Source organism: Vibrio pectenicida (assembly GCA_024347015.1).
Lineage (GTDB): Bacteria > Pseudomonadota > Gammaproteobacteria > Enterobacterales > Vibrionaceae > Vibrio > Vibrio pectenicida.
In genome coordinates, this window is the sequence record AP024890.1 from 1,166,696 (window position 1) to 1,185,343 (window position 18,648).

Annotated in this window: 14 protein-coding genes and 1 riboswitch (1 of these 15 running past the window's edge); of the genes, 7 read left to right on the forward strand and 7 right to left on the reverse strand. The window is 40.1% G+C overall.

Going from position 1 to position 18,648, the window contains the following annotated elements; translation table 11 throughout:
- From OCV27_RS20055 to OCV27_RS20065, 3 genes are all read right to left on the reverse strand, one after another.
- Positions 1 to 3,113: the 5' portion of a non-ribosomal peptide synthase/polyketide synthase gene (locus OCV27_RS20055; RefSeq protein WP_125320985.1), read on the reverse strand. Its footprint begins 24,616 nt before the window's first position; 3,113 of the gene's 27,729 nt are visible here — the first part of the coding sequence; it begins with the start codon at positions 3,111 to 3,113; its stop codon lies off the left edge, out of view.
- 406 nt (positions 3,114 to 3,519) lie between these two features.
- Positions 3,520 to 4,260 (reverse strand): PhzF family phenazine biosynthesis protein, encoded by a 741-nt coding sequence (locus OCV27_RS20060; RefSeq protein WP_125323495.1) that lies wholly within the window; start codon positions 4,258 to 4,260, stop codon positions 3,520 to 3,522.
- A 250-nt stretch (positions 4,261 to 4,510) separates the two neighbouring features.
- Entirely contained in the window at positions 4,511 to 6,196 is a 1,686-nt protein-coding gene (locus tag OCV27_RS20065; protein WP_125322976.1) for an amidohydrolase, read from the reverse strand.
- A gap of 308 nt (positions 6,197 to 6,504) precedes the next feature.
- Here OCV27_RS20065 and OCV27_RS20070 point away from each other — a divergent pair, with 308 nt between their 5' ends.
- Together OCV27_RS20070 and yqfB are read left to right on the forward strand one after the other, a co-directional pair.
- Positions 6,505 to 7,704 (forward strand): DEAD/DEAH box helicase, encoded by a 1,200-nt coding sequence (locus OCV27_RS20070; protein ID WP_125322977.1) that lies wholly within the window; start codon positions 6,505 to 6,507, stop codon positions 7,702 to 7,704.
- Positions 7,701 to 8,018 carry a N(4)-acetylcytidine aminohydrolase gene (gene yqfB / locus OCV27_RS20075; RefSeq protein WP_125322978.1) on the forward strand — a complete coding sequence of 106 codons (318 nt, stop codon included), beginning with the start codon at positions 7,701 to 7,703 and terminating at the stop codon, positions 8,016 to 8,018. Before OCV27_RS20070 ends, yqfB begins: the two co-directional genes overlap by 4 nt.
- Positions 8,019 to 8,048: 30 nt before the next feature.
- Here yqfB and OCV27_RS20080 read toward each other — a convergent pair whose 3' ends face one another.
- Complete coding sequence (locus OCV27_RS20080; protein ID WP_125322979.1) at positions 8,049 to 8,831, reverse strand: substrate-binding periplasmic protein; 783 nt, start codon at positions 8,829 to 8,831, stop codon at positions 8,049 to 8,051.
- A gap of 446 nt (positions 8,832 to 9,277) precedes the next feature.
- Here OCV27_RS20080 and katG point away from each other — a divergent pair, with 446 nt between their 5' ends.
- The 5 genes from katG to trhO all read left to right on the forward strand — a co-directional run bounded on the left by katG (position 9,278) and on the right by trhO (position 16,286).
- Complete coding sequence (katG, locus tag OCV27_RS20085) at positions 9,278 to 11,455, forward strand: catalase/peroxidase HPI (RefSeq protein WP_125322980.1); 2,178 nt, start codon at positions 9,278 to 9,280, stop codon at positions 11,453 to 11,455.
- 528 nt (positions 11,456 to 11,983) lie between these two features.
- Positions 11,984 to 13,387: an alpha-amylase family protein gene (locus tag OCV27_RS20090; RefSeq protein WP_125322981.1), complete on the forward strand. Its 1,404-nt coding sequence runs from the start codon at positions 11,984 to 11,986 to the stop codon at positions 13,385 to 13,387.
- Between the two features lie 109 nt (positions 13,388 to 13,496).
- Positions 13,497 to 14,147 (forward strand): HAD family hydrolase, encoded by a 651-nt coding sequence (locus OCV27_RS20095; RefSeq protein WP_125322982.1) that lies wholly within the window; start codon positions 13,497 to 13,499, stop codon positions 14,145 to 14,147.
- 136 nt (positions 14,148 to 14,283) lie between these two features.
- The gene (yghU, locus tag OCV27_RS20100) at positions 14,284 to 15,141 is read left to right on the forward strand and encodes a glutathione-dependent disulfide-bond oxidoreductase (RefSeq protein ID WP_125322983.1); all 858 of its coding nucleotides are present in this window, start codon (positions 14,284 to 14,286) and stop codon (positions 15,139 to 15,141) included.
- 164 nt (positions 15,142 to 15,305) lie between these two features.
- The gene (gene trhO, locus OCV27_RS20105) at positions 15,306 to 16,286 is read left to right on the forward strand and encodes an oxygen-dependent tRNA uridine(34) hydroxylase TrhO (RefSeq protein ID WP_125322984.1); all 981 of its coding nucleotides are present in this window, start codon (positions 15,306 to 15,308) and stop codon (positions 16,284 to 16,286) included.
- A gap of 257 nt (positions 16,287 to 16,543) precedes the next feature.
- Here the strand turns inward: trhO and OCV27_RS20110 are convergent, their stop codons facing one another.
- The 3 genes from OCV27_RS20110 to queF form a co-directional block, all read right to left on the reverse strand.
- Complete coding sequence (locus tag OCV27_RS20110; RefSeq protein ID WP_125322985.1) at positions 16,544 to 16,909, reverse strand: hypothetical protein; 366 nt, start codon at positions 16,907 to 16,909, stop codon at positions 16,544 to 16,546.
- 317 nt (positions 16,910 to 17,226) lie between these two features.
- The gene (locus tag OCV27_RS20115; RefSeq protein WP_125322641.1) at positions 17,227 to 17,523 is read right to left on the reverse strand and encodes a hypothetical protein; all 297 of its coding nucleotides are present in this window, start codon (positions 17,521 to 17,523) and stop codon (positions 17,227 to 17,229) included.
- 19 nt (positions 17,524 to 17,542) lie between these two features.
- A riboswitch (cyclic di-GMP riboswitch) is annotated at positions 17,543 to 17,621 on the reverse strand.
- A gap of 208 nt (positions 17,622 to 17,829) precedes the next feature.
- On the reverse strand, positions 17,830 to 18,648 hold the full coding sequence (gene queF, locus OCV27_RS20120; protein ID WP_185759820.1) for an NADPH-dependent 7-cyano-7-deazaguanine reductase QueF: 819 nt from the start codon (positions 18,646 to 18,648) through the stop codon (positions 17,830 to 17,832).

Genomic DNA, 18,648 nt, shown 5'->3' on the forward strand with positions numbered 1-18,648 from the left:
GCACGTTGCCATGTTGCAAAATCGGCATATTGAATCGCCAATTCATCTAAAGGTACTAGTTCAACTAATTGTTCTGCCAAATAAAAATGGCGTAGATCTTGTTCAAAAACGCTGAGTGACCAACCATCAACAGCAATATGATGAAATACAATTATAAGCTGATAATCATTGTCATTAAGTTCAACTACGCAAGCTCGAAGCATCAGATCTTGGGCAAGGGCGAAGCCACGATTAATCACCTCATTTTGCACTTCTTCTAAAGCCGCTTTTTTATCTATATCTGCTAGTCCTTTGAGGCAGACTTTCTCTAGCTCAAACTCTTCGATGGAATTGAGAACAATTTGCTGAGCCAAATCAGTATCATCGAGCAGATACACAGTACGCAGCACTTGATGCCGGTTAACGATTTGCGTTATTGCATTGGTCAAAGCAGCAAAATTTAAGTCACCTTTTAAATTCAATAAAAGAGGTATATTGTATTGAGCACTGCCTTGAAGTTGATCCAGAACCCACATCTGTTGCTGAGAAAAAGACAAAGGCGCTGAATCTGTAACTTTGCGCTGCGGTATAAACTCAACTTTAGTACCGACCGCTCGGTCAACTAACTCAGCAAATTCCCATAAGTTGGCTGCAACGAAAACTTGAGCGATACCAATACTAATCTTCCTCTCTGTTTTTACGAGAGATAGCATCTTCATCGCAAGTAACGAGTGACCACCAAGAGTAAAGAAATTTACATTTCTACCAACAGGCTTTGGAAGTTGGAGTAAGTCCTGCCATAGTTCAGCCAACCACTTTTCAGTCTCCGTTTCTGGAGCAACATATGATGCTTGGACAGGCATAGCTGGTTCAGGTAATGCTTTTCTGTCGACCTTACCATTTGGAGTAAGCGGCACAACATCAAGGCATACCCACGCTGTAGGAATCATATGTTGAGGTAGTGTTTTTTCAAGTTGCTCAGTTATGGACGTAAACCAAGCTATTTGGTCTTCCATCATTGATGTGGGAACAAGGTAAGCAACTAGCTGTTTCTCACCTAGCCGATTTTCATGAGCAACAACAATACATTGACTCACTGAATCAATCATACCAATAGAGGTTTCGATCTCCCCTAATTCAATACGAAATCCGCGGATTTTAACCTGGTGGTCAATACGACCAAGGTATTCAATTTCGCCTTCATGCAACCAACGAGCGAGATCCCCTGTTCGGTACATTCTCGCATCCATATCATCTTGTTGATGAGGATTGACGAGAAATCGTTCTTGAGTCAAGTCCTCTTGATTGTAGTAACCTCGCGTTACCCCAACACCTGTAATATATAGTTCTCCAACGACCCCCGTCGGCACAGGATTAAATTCACTATCTAAGACGTGCAGTTTGATATTATCTATCGGCTTACCAATAGGCACAGACCGCCCATTAAAATTTGGCGTACAAAAGTGATAACTGACTTCTATCGAAGCTTCAGTTGGGCCATAAAGGTTAAGCAACCGAGCTTGGTGTCCGGCAAGAAAGCGGTTTTGCACATCTACGGGTAACGCCTCTCCACTACACGCTACAAGGCGCAAGCTAGGTGCTTGAGTCTCAAAACGCCCGTCTGCAATAAAGCTCGCCAGCATGGGAGGGACAAAATGTATCACCGTAATTTGCGCATCATTGATGACCTCAAAAAGGTAATCCACATCTTTATGGCCGTCAGGTCGGGCCATGACCAAAGTCGCCCCTGTGGTCAAAGGCCAATAATATTCCCACACTGAAACATCGAAACCAAAGGGCGTTTTCTGCAACACATTATCGTCAGCAGAAATTGGATATGCCTTGCTTCCCCACAAAATCCGATTAACCAAACCTGTATGCTCATTCATCACACCTTTTGGCTTACCAGTCGAACCTGATGTGTAGATTGCATAAACTAGATTGTTTGCAGACAGACCATCAACAACAGGATTACACCCAAAGCTTGATGTGCTTTCTAGACGATCCCAAAATTCAGGGCTATCGACAAGTACATTTTTCGCAACCGACAGATTATGCTTAGAGCCCAATTCTTTGTCAGTTATCAATACTTGCGATTGGCTATTTTCAAGCATATAGCCCAATCGCTCACTTGGATAATTTGGATCAAGGGGTACGTATGCACCACCCGCCTTATTGACCGCCAATATTGCAATCATCATATTGATTGAACGTGGTAAACAAATCCCAACTAATTGCTCAGGTATCACCCCAAGTTCAATCAGATGATGTGCTAAAAGATTAGCATGCAAGTTAAGTTGCTGATACGTAAGTGCTTCATCTTCAAAACGTATTGCTATATTGTTTGGAGTATTTTCTACTTGCTTTTCAAATAGTGCATGTATGCATACATCAAGTGGCAAGTCTATTTGGGTCTGGTTCCATTGGGTCAAGATATCCAAGCTGAGCTTTTCATCTAATAGAGGTAAAGCTGATGTACATTGTTCTGGCTGTTCAATTATACCCTTTAACATCACGTTAAATTGGTCGGAAAAAGAGGCTATCGTCTTTTCTGTAAAAAGATGAGCATTGTAGAGCCAAGTGAAGTCTAAGCTATTTTCTGACTGGCTAACTGAAAGGTTCAAATCCAGTGCCAGACGATCAGAAAGACCTATTTCAGTATTAAATTCAAACCCAATCTGAAATGACGATTCAGAAACCGGCTCAGAGCCGCCTGAGTCAAGTTCATCACGCACTTGCAAAACAAGTTGTTTAAAATTCGGGTTATCAGAAAAATCAACCTGGGTAGGAATGATTTCTAGCTTCGAATTTGAAAAGTCTCTCTCCTGCACTAATGCTGCAATCAAAATCTCCATATCATGGCTGTTACGGCTAATAAGAGTAGTAAAAATAGAGAGTATTAACGTCGATAAACTCACATCTAGATCGGCACATAAACACTCTAGTCTTAACACCATAGGCTCTGCTAGCAGGTTTGAGTATTGCTCCATAAGATCTTGACTATGTGGTTTGCGAATAAAATCGAGTGGCAAATTATGCGTCATTTCCCTTGTGTCGAACTTATTCCCTGATTGTTCCAATTCCTTTTGAGCGCTCAGATTAAAATTAACCGAATGCATAGTCTTATTATTCAAAGTATATCTCCTGGTGGTGATTGCATCATGACTATCAAAGTCAGCAGCCACCTAACAATTAAATTAATTATTTTCCCTAAATTTTACAAATGATACTTTTTATAAACAAAAATTTAAACTTTATAACTGGTATGAGTTACATATATTTGTAACAAATTAGAAATAAAATTGTCATCTAAGGTAAGAATTAATGGATACTAATATTTTTGTTTATAACAGTGGTGGAGAATAATTATTTCATCAGTCGAATAATTTATATATATGTAGATTTTTTCACACTTAAATTCATTACAATAAATTTAAGGCTAATAAATTACAGAATTTTTTAAGATTATTTATGGAGGGGGGTTATATAATTATTTTGCATATAGAAATAAATATTTAGAAAATAATTATGGAGTAAAAATCAACGAAACGATACTTGGGCAAATACTTTAATATATTCATCTGACATTCTCTCAACTTCAAAGTATCCACCAGCATGGGAGAGCTGATTTACAAATAAATTATCTCTACCAAGCTTAGCAAACCAATAAGGAGCAAGTGAACATTGTGCAGACCCTGTAGCAATGTCTTCATCAATACCGATTGAAGGTGCAAAGTACCTTAATACATAACCACTCTCGCCATTTTGCGAAGTTACAATCAAAGCATGATAATTATCCATTTTCGCGATCTCTTCAAGATCTGGACTATAGTCAATTACTGATTTAACTGAAGGTAGAACAACGACCAAATCACGAGTAGAAAATACATCTATAGCCATAGAAAAAGGTTCAGTCGCCTCCTCATAATTTGGTGGTGAATTCGCAGTCCAACTCGGTAAAATAAGGCTATAGGGACTACCTTGCTTAGAGATCGTTACTCTCCCATACACACTATTAAAAGTGATTTCAGTCAACATGTAGCGGTTAAGCATAACAGCACCGGCTGCCAAGCTACCATGTCCACATAGATTAATTTCACCAGCTAGTGCAAACCATCTGATATTATAATCACCTAGTGTATTTACCACAAAAGCAGTAATTGGCTGATTTAAATTTCTAGTAATTTTAACTAATTCATCTTCATTTAACCATTGCTCAAGCTCGAAGACACCACATGGGTTTCCAGCCGCAGACTTACTGACAAATAAATCACATATCATTTTTTATAACATGCCTCTCTTTGAAGTTTACCTTAAAAAATTATTGCCATTTACCAAATGGTAAATTTAACTTAATGTTATATTATTTACAAGGTATTTCATTTCTATGATTAATCATCACAATAGACAAGGTTTTATTTTATAGTGTATTAAATAATTAAAATAAAATTTCATTTGAGATTTTATTCTTTATATAGGAATAAAAATTAGACTATATATTTTAATGACCAAGTGGATTAACTGGCAGTAGTCAGTTCTGATGCTGCTGATTAAAATCAAAGACAACCTTGCCATCAACAATGGTCATCCATACCTGTGCTTGTTTAATTTCTTGTATTGAACTGTGACTAATATCTTGAGATAGAACCACAAAATCGGCTGCCTTGCCAATTTCAATAGAGCCTGTGAAGTCATCAATCCCAAGGCTTTGTGCTGCATTAATCGTATAGCTATCTATCGCATCTTCAATACTAGGTAAGCCCGTTTTACCCATAATAACGCTATTTGCAATACTCACTAGAGGGTTGATGTCATGAACATTCCAATCACTGCTTAATGAGACATTAACACCAGAGTCAAAAAAAGCTCTGAGATTCATCATTGTACGGGCTCGGTTTGCACCGATAAATGCTTCAGCCCATTGATGGTCATGATAAGCAATATAATCCGAACCCACTTGAAAGTCCGCAGTAACCCCCAATTGGGGAAATCGCTCTATATCTTTCGGGTTAACCAATTCAACATGCGTAAGGGTATAATTTTTCTTCCCTCCTTTCTCACGCACTACTGCAATAGCATCCAAGGATTCACGAATAGCTCCATCTCCAATTGCATGGATATGCGCACCGTACCCAATGTTGTCTAAAGCTTCTAACCATTTCTCCATGGCTAAAGGACCAATGTAATTAATGCCATTTGGGTGCGTAGGAATATAAGATTGAAGATAAGGATTAAGCACTTTAGCCGTCGTATTGACTATTATCCCATCACTGTACATTTTGACTTGATCCACCCATAATAATCGCGTGTGATCTGGAGACCATATTTTTTCCAGAAACGATAACTGGTTCTTCATTGATTCATCAGGATAAATCCATGGTCTAAGCGACACTCTAGCCGTTATATCGCCTCGTCGTTCAGCCTCTTTCCATACCTGATACCATCCTCTCCTCCAATAAAGCCGGCCATCGCCAATAGTCGTAATACCGTGGGCTCGAGCTTCGTAAAGACCAGCCATCAGGCCTTCATAGCTTTGGTTAAACTGCCCTTTAATACTGTTCCAAGCCAGCTCCATGACCATATCTCCAGCGTTATCAAGTAAAATGCCGTTGAGTGAGCCTGTTTGTTTATCTTTAAGGTACTTTCCACCCTTTGGATCAGGGGTATCGATCGTAATACCCGCTTTTTGGAGTGCGATGGTATTGACCCACATTGAGTGTGACGTCTGTTCCATGATGATAGCTGGCTGATTGGGAAATACGGTGTCAATCACTTCAAGAGGCGTGCGTTTATTGCCCTCAACCAGTAATGATTCAATAGAGTAACCATAACCGATGACCCAGTTATTGTTATCATTACTCTCACGACAAGCTTTTAAATATGGTATCTGTTGCTCCAAAGTCGCACTCATACTTAATTCACATTGACCACCTATCTGCGAAGCTGCCTCAAAAATATGGTTATGATTATCAATAAAGCCTGGCATAACAAACCCACCTTCCAAATCAACTATTTGGGTCGACGGATTAATCAAGCGCTGTAGTTCACCACTAGTACCAATTTCAAGAATTCTACCCCTAGTAATTGCTACTGAATTAGCAGTCTGATGCCCATATACATGTGCATTAGTTAGTACCGTATCAGCCATTTCAATGGCATCAACGCTAAAATTTAAGGTTAAGCTTATTAATAGTACTGGTACGCCTTTGCGAATCATTAATTTGTGTTCCTTTCAACCACATTCTATCGAGATTGGTAACTTAAATTTAGGTCTTTAAGCTAGCCTAATTGGCAGTTAGATTTAGTCAAAATAATAATACTGCCAGATAACCTTTACATAAGGTGAGCTTGCTCAAAAATAGCGTAACTTATCCTATAGTTATTTGAATAGATAACTAACAAATGACAGATGGATGAGCGAAAACAGTGACATATCTGCAAATAATCAGTCTACGCAACACTTCCAACATGTTAAACTCGATACCAAACGCAGTGTTACTCTGCTCTTACTAACTGAGTGTATAGATGTCATTCTCGAATCTCGGCTTAAGCCAACCTATTACCCAAGCTATAGAAAAAATTGGCTATGAAAAGCCGACCAATATTCAAACCAAAGCAATCCCTACCATTTTGCAAGGCGAAGATCTAATCGCAGCAGCTCAGACAGGCACCGGAAAAACAGCGAGCTTCGTTCTTCCAATGCTTGAGAGATTAAGCCAAGAAAGCACACAACGAAAAAAGCGCATTCGTGGTTTGATCTTAACGCCTACTCGCGAACTTGCTGTCCAAATTGAAGAAAAAATCCAAGTATACAGCCAGAACCTTTCTCTTACTTCGCTGGCCATGTATGGTGGCGTTGATGAGAAAAGCCAAAAACAGGCGCTCATTGATGGTGTGGACATTTTGGTCGCAACACCAGGCAGACTGCTCGATATGTATAGTAAACGCGCGGTACATTTTGATGAGGTAGAAATACTGGTTCTTGATGAAGCTGATCGCATGCTGGACATGGGCTTTATAGAAGATATTAATAAAGTTCTTAACCGGCTCCCCAAAGACATTCAAAGCCTATTGTTCTCAGCAACCCTTTCACATAAGGTGCGTGACTTAGCCAAAACTGCCGTACATGACCCATTTGAGATTTCTATTGCCGCCCAACAAGCGTCAAAGAAAAATATTGAGCAATGGCTGATTACTGTCGATAAAGACAAAAAATCATCTCTTCTCAGCCATTTAATCAAGGAGAACAACTGGGACCAAGCTTTAATCTTTATCGAAACCAAGCATGGTGCCGCCAAACTCGCTGAACAGCTCGAAAAACGAGGGATAGAAGCTGAAGCTTTTCATAGTGGCCGAAGCCAAGCCATTCGCTCTAAACTCTTAGAAGATTTTAAGGCTGGCAACATTAAGTTTATGATTGCCACTGGTGTGGGCGCTCGCGGTATCGATATTGAAGGGCTCACTCGCGTTATCAATTATGATCTACCTTTTCCTGCCGATGAATATATTCATCGTATCGGTCGAACTGGTCGCGCAGATGCACAGGGTGAAGCGATATCGTTTGTCTCTAAAGACAATTTTAAAAATTTATGCATGATCGAATCTCGTCTAGGGCATTTGCTTGAGCGCCGCGAAATTGAAGGGTTTGAACCACGTAAGTCAGTTCCAGTATCTATTCTCAATTACGTTCCCAAAAACAAGCGTAAAAGTGAGGATAATCAATGAAGACACCAACTAGTATCACTTTTTTTGAGTCTTTAATACCGCTTATTACCTCTGGTAAAAAGACCATCACAATCCGTGACAAGTCTGAATCTTACTATTCACCGAATAGCGAGGTTGAGGTGTTTACTTTGGAAACAGGTCAGAAAGAGTGTGACATCAAGATTATCTCAATTGAGTCTCTTCACTTTGACGAAATCAATCAATATCACGCAGAACAGGAACATCTTCCATTACCGAAACTGAAAAAACTGATTCGCGATATTTATCCCAACGATGATGACTTATTCATGATTAGATTTGAGTTAATGAGATAAGCTGCTGTTTAGATAGCATCTTATCTATTTTCACTCGAAAGTAGATTCACATTTGATTCTCATACTCTCAAAGTAGCCGTATATGATTGTCTCATAGCGTCCATCTTGTCTCATGTCTGCAAGTACTTTATCAAAACGATTCAAAAGTGCTTTACGATCGCGCTTTTTTGAAAAAGCTATGTAGCTCGGAGTTGCTTCAATAGCCGGAGATAATATTTCGATGGCTTTATCTAAACTTTTTTGTACCAAGATATTCCTTGCTCCAAATTCATTATTGACCCATATATCTGCCCGTTTAGCGCGAATTAAGTCAGCACATTCTTCAGCACTATTTCTCTGAAAAACCGCCCGAAAACCTCCTTGGGCAATCTTCATATCCATTCGCTTACCGTAACTGACACCGTTTACGACACAAAGAGCGATATCAGACACATCACCTAGCAGAATTTCCTCAGGTCGATAACCGCTGCCACGTAGCGCCATTAAACTAATATTCTGAACAAAAAGTACGTTTTTGCTATAATCCGCGAACTTCTCTCTTTCAGCATTTTTGAAAGCAGTAAAAATCCCATCAGCTTTACCTCGTTGAACCAAAGCCAGTGCTCGTGCCCAAGGCAATACGGTAATATTGACGGGTGTTTCAAGTTGATGAAAGATATAACTGACCAACAGCACAGCAACACCGGACACTTGACCATTTCGTGTTTCAATATAAGGAGGGTATTCCAGAGTCACTAGCTCTATCGGTTCCGCTGCTGCAGGTTTAATTGCAAGTAACGCGAACAAGAGTATAAAAACTCGTACCTTTGTCATCCAGACTCCTCCTGAACACCTAAACGTGTAGGATTTTGGTAAAAAACAATGGAAAAAATGCTGACAAGTCAGTGATTTTTTATCTTCCCTAACGTTAATAGTAATATTCACAGAGAATATCGCCTGATTTTTTTACCCCGAGCAACAAATAATTCCATTCGAAGCTTCAAATATTCTCTTTACAAACCCATGCCATCAGCTTCAAAGTGGCCAAAGCAATCGTTAAGCAGCGATATGTTGAAGCCTAAGCTGTTCTTTTAGCATCAAGATAGCAAACATCTATTAATAATATAGCCATAAACTGTTTTCTATACCTGCCCATGCCAACTATGCTCTTTTCTAGGTACGCGATATTAAAGCGACAAGTAGAACATAAATTATCTGGATGTCTGAGTCTTAGCCATACTAACTGGCCTACGATAAGGCAGGACACTAAGGAGCGATTCATGGAACAAAAAAAAACAAAATCAGGTGCTCAATGTCCTGTTATGCACGGCGGCGCAACTTCTTCTGATTCATCAAATGTGGCTTGGTGGCCCAAGACACTTAATCTCGATATTCTTCACCAGCATGATCAAAAAACCAATCCTATGGATGCTGATTTTAGCTATCATGAACAACTAAAAACACTTGATGTCCAATCACTGAAAAATGATTTAAAGGCACTTATGACCGAGAACCAAGCTTGGTGGCCAGCGGATTGGGGCCATTATGGGGGCTTAATGATCCGTATGGCTTGGCACTCGGCTGGTACATACCGTATAGGTGATGGTAGAGGTGGTGCTGATACGGGAAACCAACGGTTTGCTCCTCTTAATTCTTGGCCCGACAATGCAAATTTGGATAAAGCACGACGTCTGCTATGGCCAATCAAGCAAAAATATGGCAACAAACTAAGTTGGGCAGATCTTATGATCTTAGCTGGTAATATGGCCTACGAGTCCATGGGGCTTAAAACCTTTGGCTTTGCTTTTGGCCGAGAAGATATCTGGCACCCAGAGAAAGACATTTATTGGGGTGCAGAACAGCAATGGCTGGCACCCAGCGGTTCCGAAAACAGTCGCTATACTGGGGAACGAGACTTAGAAAACCCTCTCGCTGCCGTAATGATGGGGCTTATCTATGTCAATCCGGAGGGTGTGGACGGTAAACCTAATCCGTTAAAAACTGCGCAAGATATGCGAGCAACATTTGAGCGCATGGGGATGAATGATGAGGAAACCGTTGCACTCACCGCCGGTGGCCACACAGTTGGTAAAGCTCATGGTAATGGCAGTGAGTCAAATATAGGACCAGAACCAGAACGGGCTGAATTTGAGGAACAAGGGTTAGGTTGGAATAATAATAGCTCAAGAGGCATAGGCCGAGACACTATGACAAGTGGCCTTGAAGGTGCATGGACAACAAATCCAACTCAGTGGGACAACGGATTTTTCCGTCTTTTGCTTGAAGAAGACTGGGACTTGAAAAAGAGTCCAGCAGGAGCATGGCAGTGGGAACCTGTTGAGATTGATGAGCAAGATAAACCTGTCGATGTAGAAGATCCTAGTATTCGGGTGAACCCAATCATGACCGATGCTGACATGGCTCTTCGAATTGATCCGGAGTATCACAAAATCTCAGAACGCTTTCATAAAGATCAGGCATACTTTTCAAAAACCTTCGCCAGAGCATGGTTCAAACTGACTCACCGCGATATGGGGCCTAAATCACGCTACTTTGGTCCAGATGTACCAGCTGAAGATTTGCTATGGCAAGATCCGGTGCCAAAAGGGAACACTAACTATAACCTTGATGCGGTCAAAACTAAAATTGCCAGCAGTGGTTTAAGTATTGGTGATATGGTCTCCACTGCTTGGGATAGCGCACGCACATTTCGAAACTCTGATAAACGTGGTGGTGCAAATGGAGCTCGAATACGACTCGCACCACAAAATCAGTGGCAAGGCAACGAGCCCGAAAGATTATCGAGAGTATTATCCGTACTTGAAAATATCGCAGATGAATTCAATATGAGCATTTCCGACGCGATTGTGTTGGCTGGAAGTGTAGGAATCGAACAAGCAGCAAAAGCCGCAGGCATAAACATTGTGGTACCATTCTCATCAGGTCGCGGAGATGCAACATTAGATCAAACGGATGTTGAATCATTTAATGTTTTAGAACCTATAGCTGATGGGTTTCGTAACTGGCAACAACAGCATTATGCGGTAGGTCCTGAAGAACTCATGTTAAATCACGCGCAATTACTGGGTTTAACTGCTCCGGAAATGACAGTGTTAATAGGTGGCATGCGTGTACTAGGTACTAATCATTCAAATACACAGCATGGAATTTTCACTGACACCATAGGCGCATTAAGTAATGATTTTTTCATTAATCTAACAGATATGCGCTACGCCTGGGTACCAACAGGTCGTAATTCATATTCAATTATCGAGCGAAAAAGTGGCAACGAAAAGTGGACAGCAACCAGAGTCGACTTAGTCTTTGGTTCTAACTCGATATTACGGGCCTACGCAGAGGTATATGCACAAAATGACAACAAAGAAAAGTTTGTCCAAGACTTTGTCAAAGCGTGGACAAAAGTCATGAATGCTGACCGTTTCGACCTCAATCAATAAATGAGGAGTACCTCATGGTCATGCTTATGGCCATGAGGACTAACTTAATAAAATACATTCCCTTTTGTTTTGGCAATCTCACATTTTTAAACTAGATTTAATAAAGTAACACTCATTAAGAAACTAAATTCATATCAAATAACAATCTATCCATCAAAAATGGGTAAACAAGGAGAGTTGGCTATGAAAGGGTTCGAGTTTTTTAAACTGTTTGACACACAAGAGTTGTTCATTTTTTACTAACTTAGCAATCGAAGCGTACCTTGAGTGATGCCAAGGCTCAATGTACGCTTAAGCCCATTAGAACGAACAACACCTCAGCTTCAAACTTCAAACTTCAAACTTCAAACTTCAAAACTATCGGCCCTACTCTCAAAACGAATTAACTTAAAACTCCATCTGATACACACTTTCTTTCGTCTGACCCCTACATAATGTGATTAGAATCAAGTCTTAGTTGTTTGTGTCTGTGATTAGTTAATTGCAAAAATATCATCAATGGCGAAACCAAGTTATAGGATCAGAGTTATGAAAAAAGTGCTGTCCATGGTGAGTGTAATGACTGCCATTATTCTATCTCCTTTATGCTACGCTGACGCTATTCTTCATGCTTTCAATTGGACATATACAGATATACGTAATAATGCCCGTCAAATTGCAGATTATGGCTACAAAAGTGTTCTCATTGCCCCACCACTAAAATCAAGTGGTTCTCAATGGTGGGCACGCTATCAGCCACAAGATATAAGAGTCATTGATTCGCCTTTGGGCAATAAACAGGATCTTGAAGCCATGATAGCCTCACTTAATTCACATAAGGTTGCCGTCTACGCTGATGTTGTGCTCAACCATATGGCAAATGAATCATCCAAACGAGATGATCTCAACTATCCAGGTTATGAAATGCTCAATCTTTATTCCCAGCAACATAACTATTATGCTAACCAAACACTTTTTGGTGAACTAAGTCAGAATATATTCTCAGAACAAGACTTCCACACAGCAGGCTGTATTAGCGACTGGAACGACCCAGCTCATGTCCAATATTGGCGTCTATGTGGTTCTGAAGGTGACACCGGATTACCAGATCTCGATCCAAATAACTGGGTAGTATCCCAACATAAGAACTATCTACGAGCACTCAAAAAAATGGGAATACGTGGTTTTCGCATCGATGCAGTAAAGCACATGAGTCAATATCAAATTGACCAAATCTTCACCAATGCAATCATACAAGATATGCATATATTCGGAGAAATAATCACTAGTGGTGGTAAAGGTAAACACGACTATGAAGCCTTTTTAGCTCCCTATCTCAATAGTACTTCACATTCAGCCTATGACTTCCCTTTATTTGCTTCGATTAGAAAAGCTTTTTCACTTTCTAACGGCTTAAACCTATTACATGACCCGCATGCTTATGGACAGGCTTTGGAAAGCTCTAGGGCTATTACGTTCGCCATTACTCATGATATTCCTACTAATGACGTATTCCGACATCAAATCATGGATCCTGTGGATGAAGAACTTGCTTATGCATACATTCTGGGAAGAGATGGAGGTAGCCCTTTGATATACAGTGATGACCTTTCTGACAACGAAGATAAAGACAATGGACGTTGGGCAAACGTTTGGAAGAGCCCAACCATGATAAATATGCTTCAATTCCACAACCTCATGCAAGGACAGCCTATGACAATGATCAACAGTAACCACTGCACCATATTATTTAAACGTGGTAAAGAAGGGGTAGTAGGGATCAACAAATGTCTGTCTCCACAATCCATTACTGTCGATACATTTCAGCATGAATTCAATTGGTATGTGCCTTATAAAGATGCTCTGAGTTCAGACTCTATAAGTATAACGTCTCAATATTATGATTTCGTCATACCTGCACGCTCAGCCAGAATGTGGATGTTAGAACACTAAATACTCTCTTGTTTCTTGACCGATAGACATATAACTCGGCTTTAAATATACTCATACCCTGTATGTGTGTAAAAATAAACAATACCTTAGAGATTAAATTGAGTTTTTAATGCACTTCCAGGCTGCGATCTTTGATATGGATGGTTTATTACTAGACACCGAAAGAGTATGTATGCGTGTATTTAAGCAAACATGCTCTAACGTTAAACTACCATTTTATGAAGATGTCTATCTGTCTATCATTGGTAGAAACTCAACAGGCATCGAAAAAATCTTTCGTCAAGCCTATGGTGATGACCTAGATAGACTTCATCATGAATGGCGTCTTAATTACGATGCTATAGTCAAGCATCAGCCCATTCCAATCAAAGAAGGCGTTGTGGAATTATTAACTTGGTTGAAAGAAAATAGCATTCCCACTTCTGTTGCAACCTCCACCCAGCGTGATGTCGCTGAAATTAAGCTCCGACTGTCAGGATTAGACAAATTCTTCGATGGCTTAACTTGTGGCTGTGAGGTTTCCGCCGGAAAACCGGATCCAGAAATCTATCTTTTAGCTGCCGATAGACTTGGTGTGAACGCTAAGCATTGTCTCGCTTTTGAAGACTCAAACAATGGCGTTCGCAGCGCAATAGCCGCTCAGATGACGACGTTTCAAATCCCTGATCTGGTTGAACCCTGTGACGAGGTTAAGGCATTTGGCCACACGATTTTGCCGTCACTCAAAGATGTATTGAACTATCTTAAGTCACACAACTAAGCTCTATACGTTATTACCTAGAGTTAAGTTAAATAACTCTTAGGTATAACAAAATGCTTTTCAAAGGGTTTGCATTTGTATGACTTGCCCCAAAGTCTATTATTGCTGGCGTAATCAAATTAAATAAGGTATACCAATGACTAACAAATATGTACCACCTACTGTTTGGACAATGGATAATGAAAATGGTGGCCAATGGTCGAGTATCAATCGTCCTGATTCTGGTGCTCGCCATGAGCAATCATTACCTATAGGTAAACATCCACTCCAGCTTTATTCCATGGGTACACCAAATGGTCAAAAGGTAACTATTATGCTGGAAGAACTTCTTGCACTGGGTGTGAAAGGCGCTGAATATGATGCTCACTTGATTAGAATTGGAGAAAGCGATCAGTTTGGCTCGGATTTCGTTACCATCAATCCAAATTCCAAAATCCCGGCGTTTGTTGACCGTTCAAATGGCGAAGAGATTAATGTTTTTGAGTCAGGTAACATTTTACTCTACTTAGCTGAAAAATTTGGCCATTTCCTTCCCAGTGAAATAGCGGCAAAAACCCAAGTTATGAATTGGCTATTTTGGCTTCAAGGATCTGCACCTTACCTTGGGGGCGGCTTCGGCCATTTTTATGCCTATGCGCCAGAAAAATTCGAATACCCAATTAACCGCTTCTCAATGGAAGCTAAGCGGCAACTCGACGTGCTAGATAAGCAGCTTGAAAAACATTCCTTTATTGCTGGTGAAGCATACAGTATTGCAGATATCGCTATTTGGCCATGGTACGGTAACCTAGTATTAGGCAAGTTGTACGATGCTGCCGAGTTCTTAGACGTTGATAGCTATAAAAATCTCAAACGCTGGGCTGAAATAGTAGAAAACCGTACTGCTGTTGAGCGTGGTCGTATCGTTAACCGTACCTGGGGCGAGAACTGGGAACAAGTTTCAGAACGGCATAGTACTGACGACATTGATAACGCGCTAAATCTCAAACCTTAATATTGCTCCACATACAATATTTATGGCAGGTGACGCTTTCTAAGTGCTCACTTGCTTTACCCATAGTAAATACGCGTATTTATTTGCCAGACTCTTCGCTATACTTCGCATGATTCAAACAACAGCTCTGGATTTACGATCCAATTCGCTAAAAAGGAAAAATCATGACCGATTATGTAGTATGCGCCTTGTATAAGTTTGTACGTTTAGAAGATTACAAAGAACTTCGTGAACCACTAAGATTGCTAATGGAAAAATACCATGTTCGCGGCACCTTGTTACTTGCCAGAGAAGGTATTAATGGTACGGTAGCATCTAACCGTAAAGGCATTGATGCACTTTTGGCTTGGTTTAAAAACGACTCCCGACTTGCAGGCATCACATATAAAGAATCTTACGATCAACAACAGCCTTTCCATCGTACCAAAGTCAAACTAAAAAAAGAAATTGTTACCCTTGGTATAGAAGGTATTGATCCACGTCATGTGGTCGGAACTTACGTCAAAGCCAATGAGTGGAATGACTTAATCTCAGATCCCGAAGTTTTCGTCGTCGATACCCGAAATAACTACGAGATAGAAATCGGTACTTTCAAGAACGCCGTCAACCCAAATACTGAATCTTTCCGAGAGTTCCCTGCTTACGTGGCAGAAAATATGGATCCAGATAAGCACAAGAAAGTTGCCATGTTTTGCACAGGTGGCATTCGCTGTGAAAAATCAACAGCTTACATGAAAGAGCAAGGTTTTGACGAAGTTTATCATCTGGAGGGAGGAATTCTAAAATACCTCGAAGATGTGCCTGCAGAAGAAAGCTTGTGGCAAGGTGACTGCTACGTATTTGATGGACGTGTTGCCGTCAATCACCAATTAGAAAAGAGCCAGTATGAAATGTGTAACGCGTGCAGGCTACCAATAACCCCTCAAGATATGGATTCACCATTATATGAAAAGGGCGTAAGCTGTCCTAAATGCATCAATAAACACACTGATGAACAGAAAGCTCGCTTCCGCGAACGTGAAAAGCAAGTTCAGCTAGCTAATGCTCGTGGTGAGTCACATGTCGGTGGTAACGCTGACCAAATCATCACGCAACGCAGACAAGAAAAGCTTACTCGTAAGGATTTGCAAAGAAAATCTAAATAAAATATGCCACATGGATTTTTTTAAGTAGCCTTCTAAAAAGAAGGCTACTACTCTAAAATACCACTTTAACCACTCAAAATTATCATTGCTAGGCAGCAAAGCTTAAGTAGCTATTATTTCTTGGGAGGGTTGCAAAAAAACACTTTAAGTAACTAGTTGATTTAGTTAACAAACTATTTACGCTGCTATAAGCATAAAGAGTTAAGCTAATTGACCCAAAGAGCCTACCATCAATGCAGCAGTAGCTAGCAGAGCTTTTACTTAGGCAATAACCACGAGCCGATAGAAACAGCTTGAACACCAGATACTCTTCCACGTAGAAGGCAGCCTTCAGCGGGCATAGATCGTCCCTGAGAATCTATATAGAGGGCATTTTTCAGGTGAAAGTACTGGCTATTACCAGAATTATCTCTGCCCAAAGCCAGTTTGCAATCAAAGGCTAGATTTTCTGTACTATCTTGTAAGTGTTCATTGACAAGTTCAAAGTAATGACGTTCAGATATAAGCTCTCCAGTAAGTATTTTTTCTCCCATGAATATTGTCAAACCGACGGTTGAGTCATCCCTATCAGTGTGGCTAACCATATTCTGAAATAAGGATTCATTATGCTCTATTGTTATCATATTTATATTTCCTAGCTGAATTAGACGCCAATAATATAAACGCTTAGCCTAATCTTGTAGCATGAATACATGTGAAGTTTTGTTTTACCCCTCCCCCAAACTTACCTCTATCGCTTGGCTAGGCTAGTAAAACAGGAAAAAACAAATCACACAAATTCAAAAAAAATCATATTTTTAAGTAATGATTTCAATCAATTAAAGATAAAAAAGTCAATCCTTCCAAAGAAAATTCAGTATTTTTTTATGATAAAAGCCTCCACATAAGCATCTAGAAGAAGCTAAAAATTAACCTTCAATATTGTTCTATAAAACCTCAGCTATTTAATCACTTTGGCTGCATTCGCAAACACCGGAGCCTCAGTGATACTAAGAGCATCGAGTTCATTAAGTTTAAATAGATGACCACTAAACAGCACACCCGTCTCTCGAAATTCATTTAACGTCGCTTTATCACAACAGCATAGTAGATGTTCATTTGTCATAGATAGCAGGCCAGAATAACCATTTAAACCATTAATCAGCTGATGGAATGAAACAGATTCTTTTTTCAAAATCCTAGTCGTCAGGATACATTGCTTGAATTGATTGGTAAGTGAAGTGGGTAATGTAAGCATAGTCAGGTTCCCCTAAAGCTAATGCAATGCAGCCCACAGCGCCAAGCTGTGCTGTCACTTTGCGTCCCCGCCTCACGACAGGTTTGCCCAGTTTGTCCTGTATTAAGTATAGGCAACATCAGACATAAACGAGAAAAAGCGCTGATTTTAGTCAAAATCAACACATCCGAGCCAAGTTCTGTGTTGCTTTATGAAAGTGGGAGGTACAGTAATAAACCTATCTCACTCTTTTAGTATAAAGAAGCCAATTAGCTCAACTTTTTCATGGAGCTAATTAACTTCGCATCCACTATTATTGTCAGTGTTTTATTGTCTTGGATTCCTTTCCGAGCAGATCTCACTTTCAAAATCACTTCGATAAGGATTAATGTCAAGGCCACCGCGACGTGTGTACCTTGCAAAAACTGTGAGTTTTTCAGGTTTACAGCAGCGCTTGATATCAGAGTAAATACGCTCAACACATTGCTCATGAAACTCATTATGTTCACGGAATGAAATCAAGTAGCGTAAAAGCGCTTCATGATCAATTTTTGCCCCTGCGTATCGAATATATACACTTCCCCAATCAGGCTGGTTGGTTACTAAGCAATTGGATTTCAGAAGATGCGAACACAATGACTCTGTAACATATTGTTCTTCTGTACTCCCCAACAATGCATCTTCATCGTAATCGAATGAATCCACCGTAATATCCAACTCATCAATGCAGTAATTACTCTTATCTACAAGTGTTTCTTGAGGCTCATCAACAGCAGTAAAAGAAACTAACACTTCCGCTCCAGCAGATTGACTAAGATCTTCTTTCATCTGCCGCATCACAATATCTTGAGAATCGAATCGAGTTTGATTAAAACTGTTGAGGTACAGTTTAAAAGACTTTGATTCAATCAAATTATCCGAGGCATGGGGAATAACAAACTCACCTATAGCGACAACTGGTTTTCCTTTGCTGTTCAGCCAAGAAATTTCAAAAGCTGTCCATAAATCATAGCCAGATTGTGTTGCCTGTATATAATCTTTGATCTCAGAACGCCCTCTTGCTCGAGGAATCGGGTCTAGCAACTCTGGTTTATAGTGAGGAGTATATTCTGTCTTTTTTCCTAGATTCTTGTTATAGATTGCCAT

Coding starts and splice junctions, on each gene's coding strand:
- OCV27_RS20060 (WP_125323495.1), bottom strand. CDS start 4,260: ATGATATGTGATTTATTTGTCAGTAAGTCTGCGGCTGGAAACCCATGT.
- OCV27_RS20065 (WP_125322976.1), bottom strand. CDS start 6,196: ATGATTCGCAAAGGCGTACCAGTACTATTAATAAGCTTAACCTTAAAT.
- OCV27_RS20070 (WP_125322977.1), top strand. CDS start 6,505: ATGTCATTCTCGAATCTCGGCTTAAGCCAACCTATTACCCAAGCTATA.
- yqfB (WP_125322978.1), top strand. CDS start 7,701: ATGAAGACACCAACTAGTATCACTTTTTTTGAGTCTTTAATACCGCTT.
- OCV27_RS20080 (WP_125322979.1), bottom strand. CDS start 8,831: ATGACAAAGGTACGAGTTTTTATACTCTTGTTCGCGTTACTTGCAATT.
- katG (WP_125322980.1), top strand. CDS start 9,278: ATGGAACAAAAAAAAACAAAATCAGGTGCTCAATGTCCTGTTATGCAC.
- OCV27_RS20090 (WP_125322981.1), top strand. CDS start 11,984: ATGAAAAAAGTGCTGTCCATGGTGAGTGTAATGACTGCCATTATTCTA.
- OCV27_RS20095 (WP_125322982.1), top strand. CDS start 13,497: ATGCACTTCCAGGCTGCGATCTTTGATATGGATGGTTTATTACTAGAC.
- yghU (WP_125322983.1), top strand. CDS start 14,284: ATGACTAACAAATATGTACCACCTACTGTTTGGACAATGGATAATGAA.
- trhO (WP_125322984.1), top strand. CDS start 15,306: ATGACCGATTATGTAGTATGCGCCTTGTATAAGTTTGTACGTTTAGAA.
- OCV27_RS20110 (WP_125322985.1), bottom strand. CDS start 16,909: ATGATAACAATAGAGCATAATGAATCCTTATTTCAGAATATGGTTAGC.
- OCV27_RS20115 (WP_125322641.1), bottom strand. CDS start 17,523: ATGCTTACATTACCCACTTCACTTACCAATCAATTCAAGCAATGTATC.
- queF (WP_185759820.1), bottom strand. CDS start 18,648: ATGGCAATCTATAACAAGAATCTAGGAAAAAAGACAGAATATACTCCT.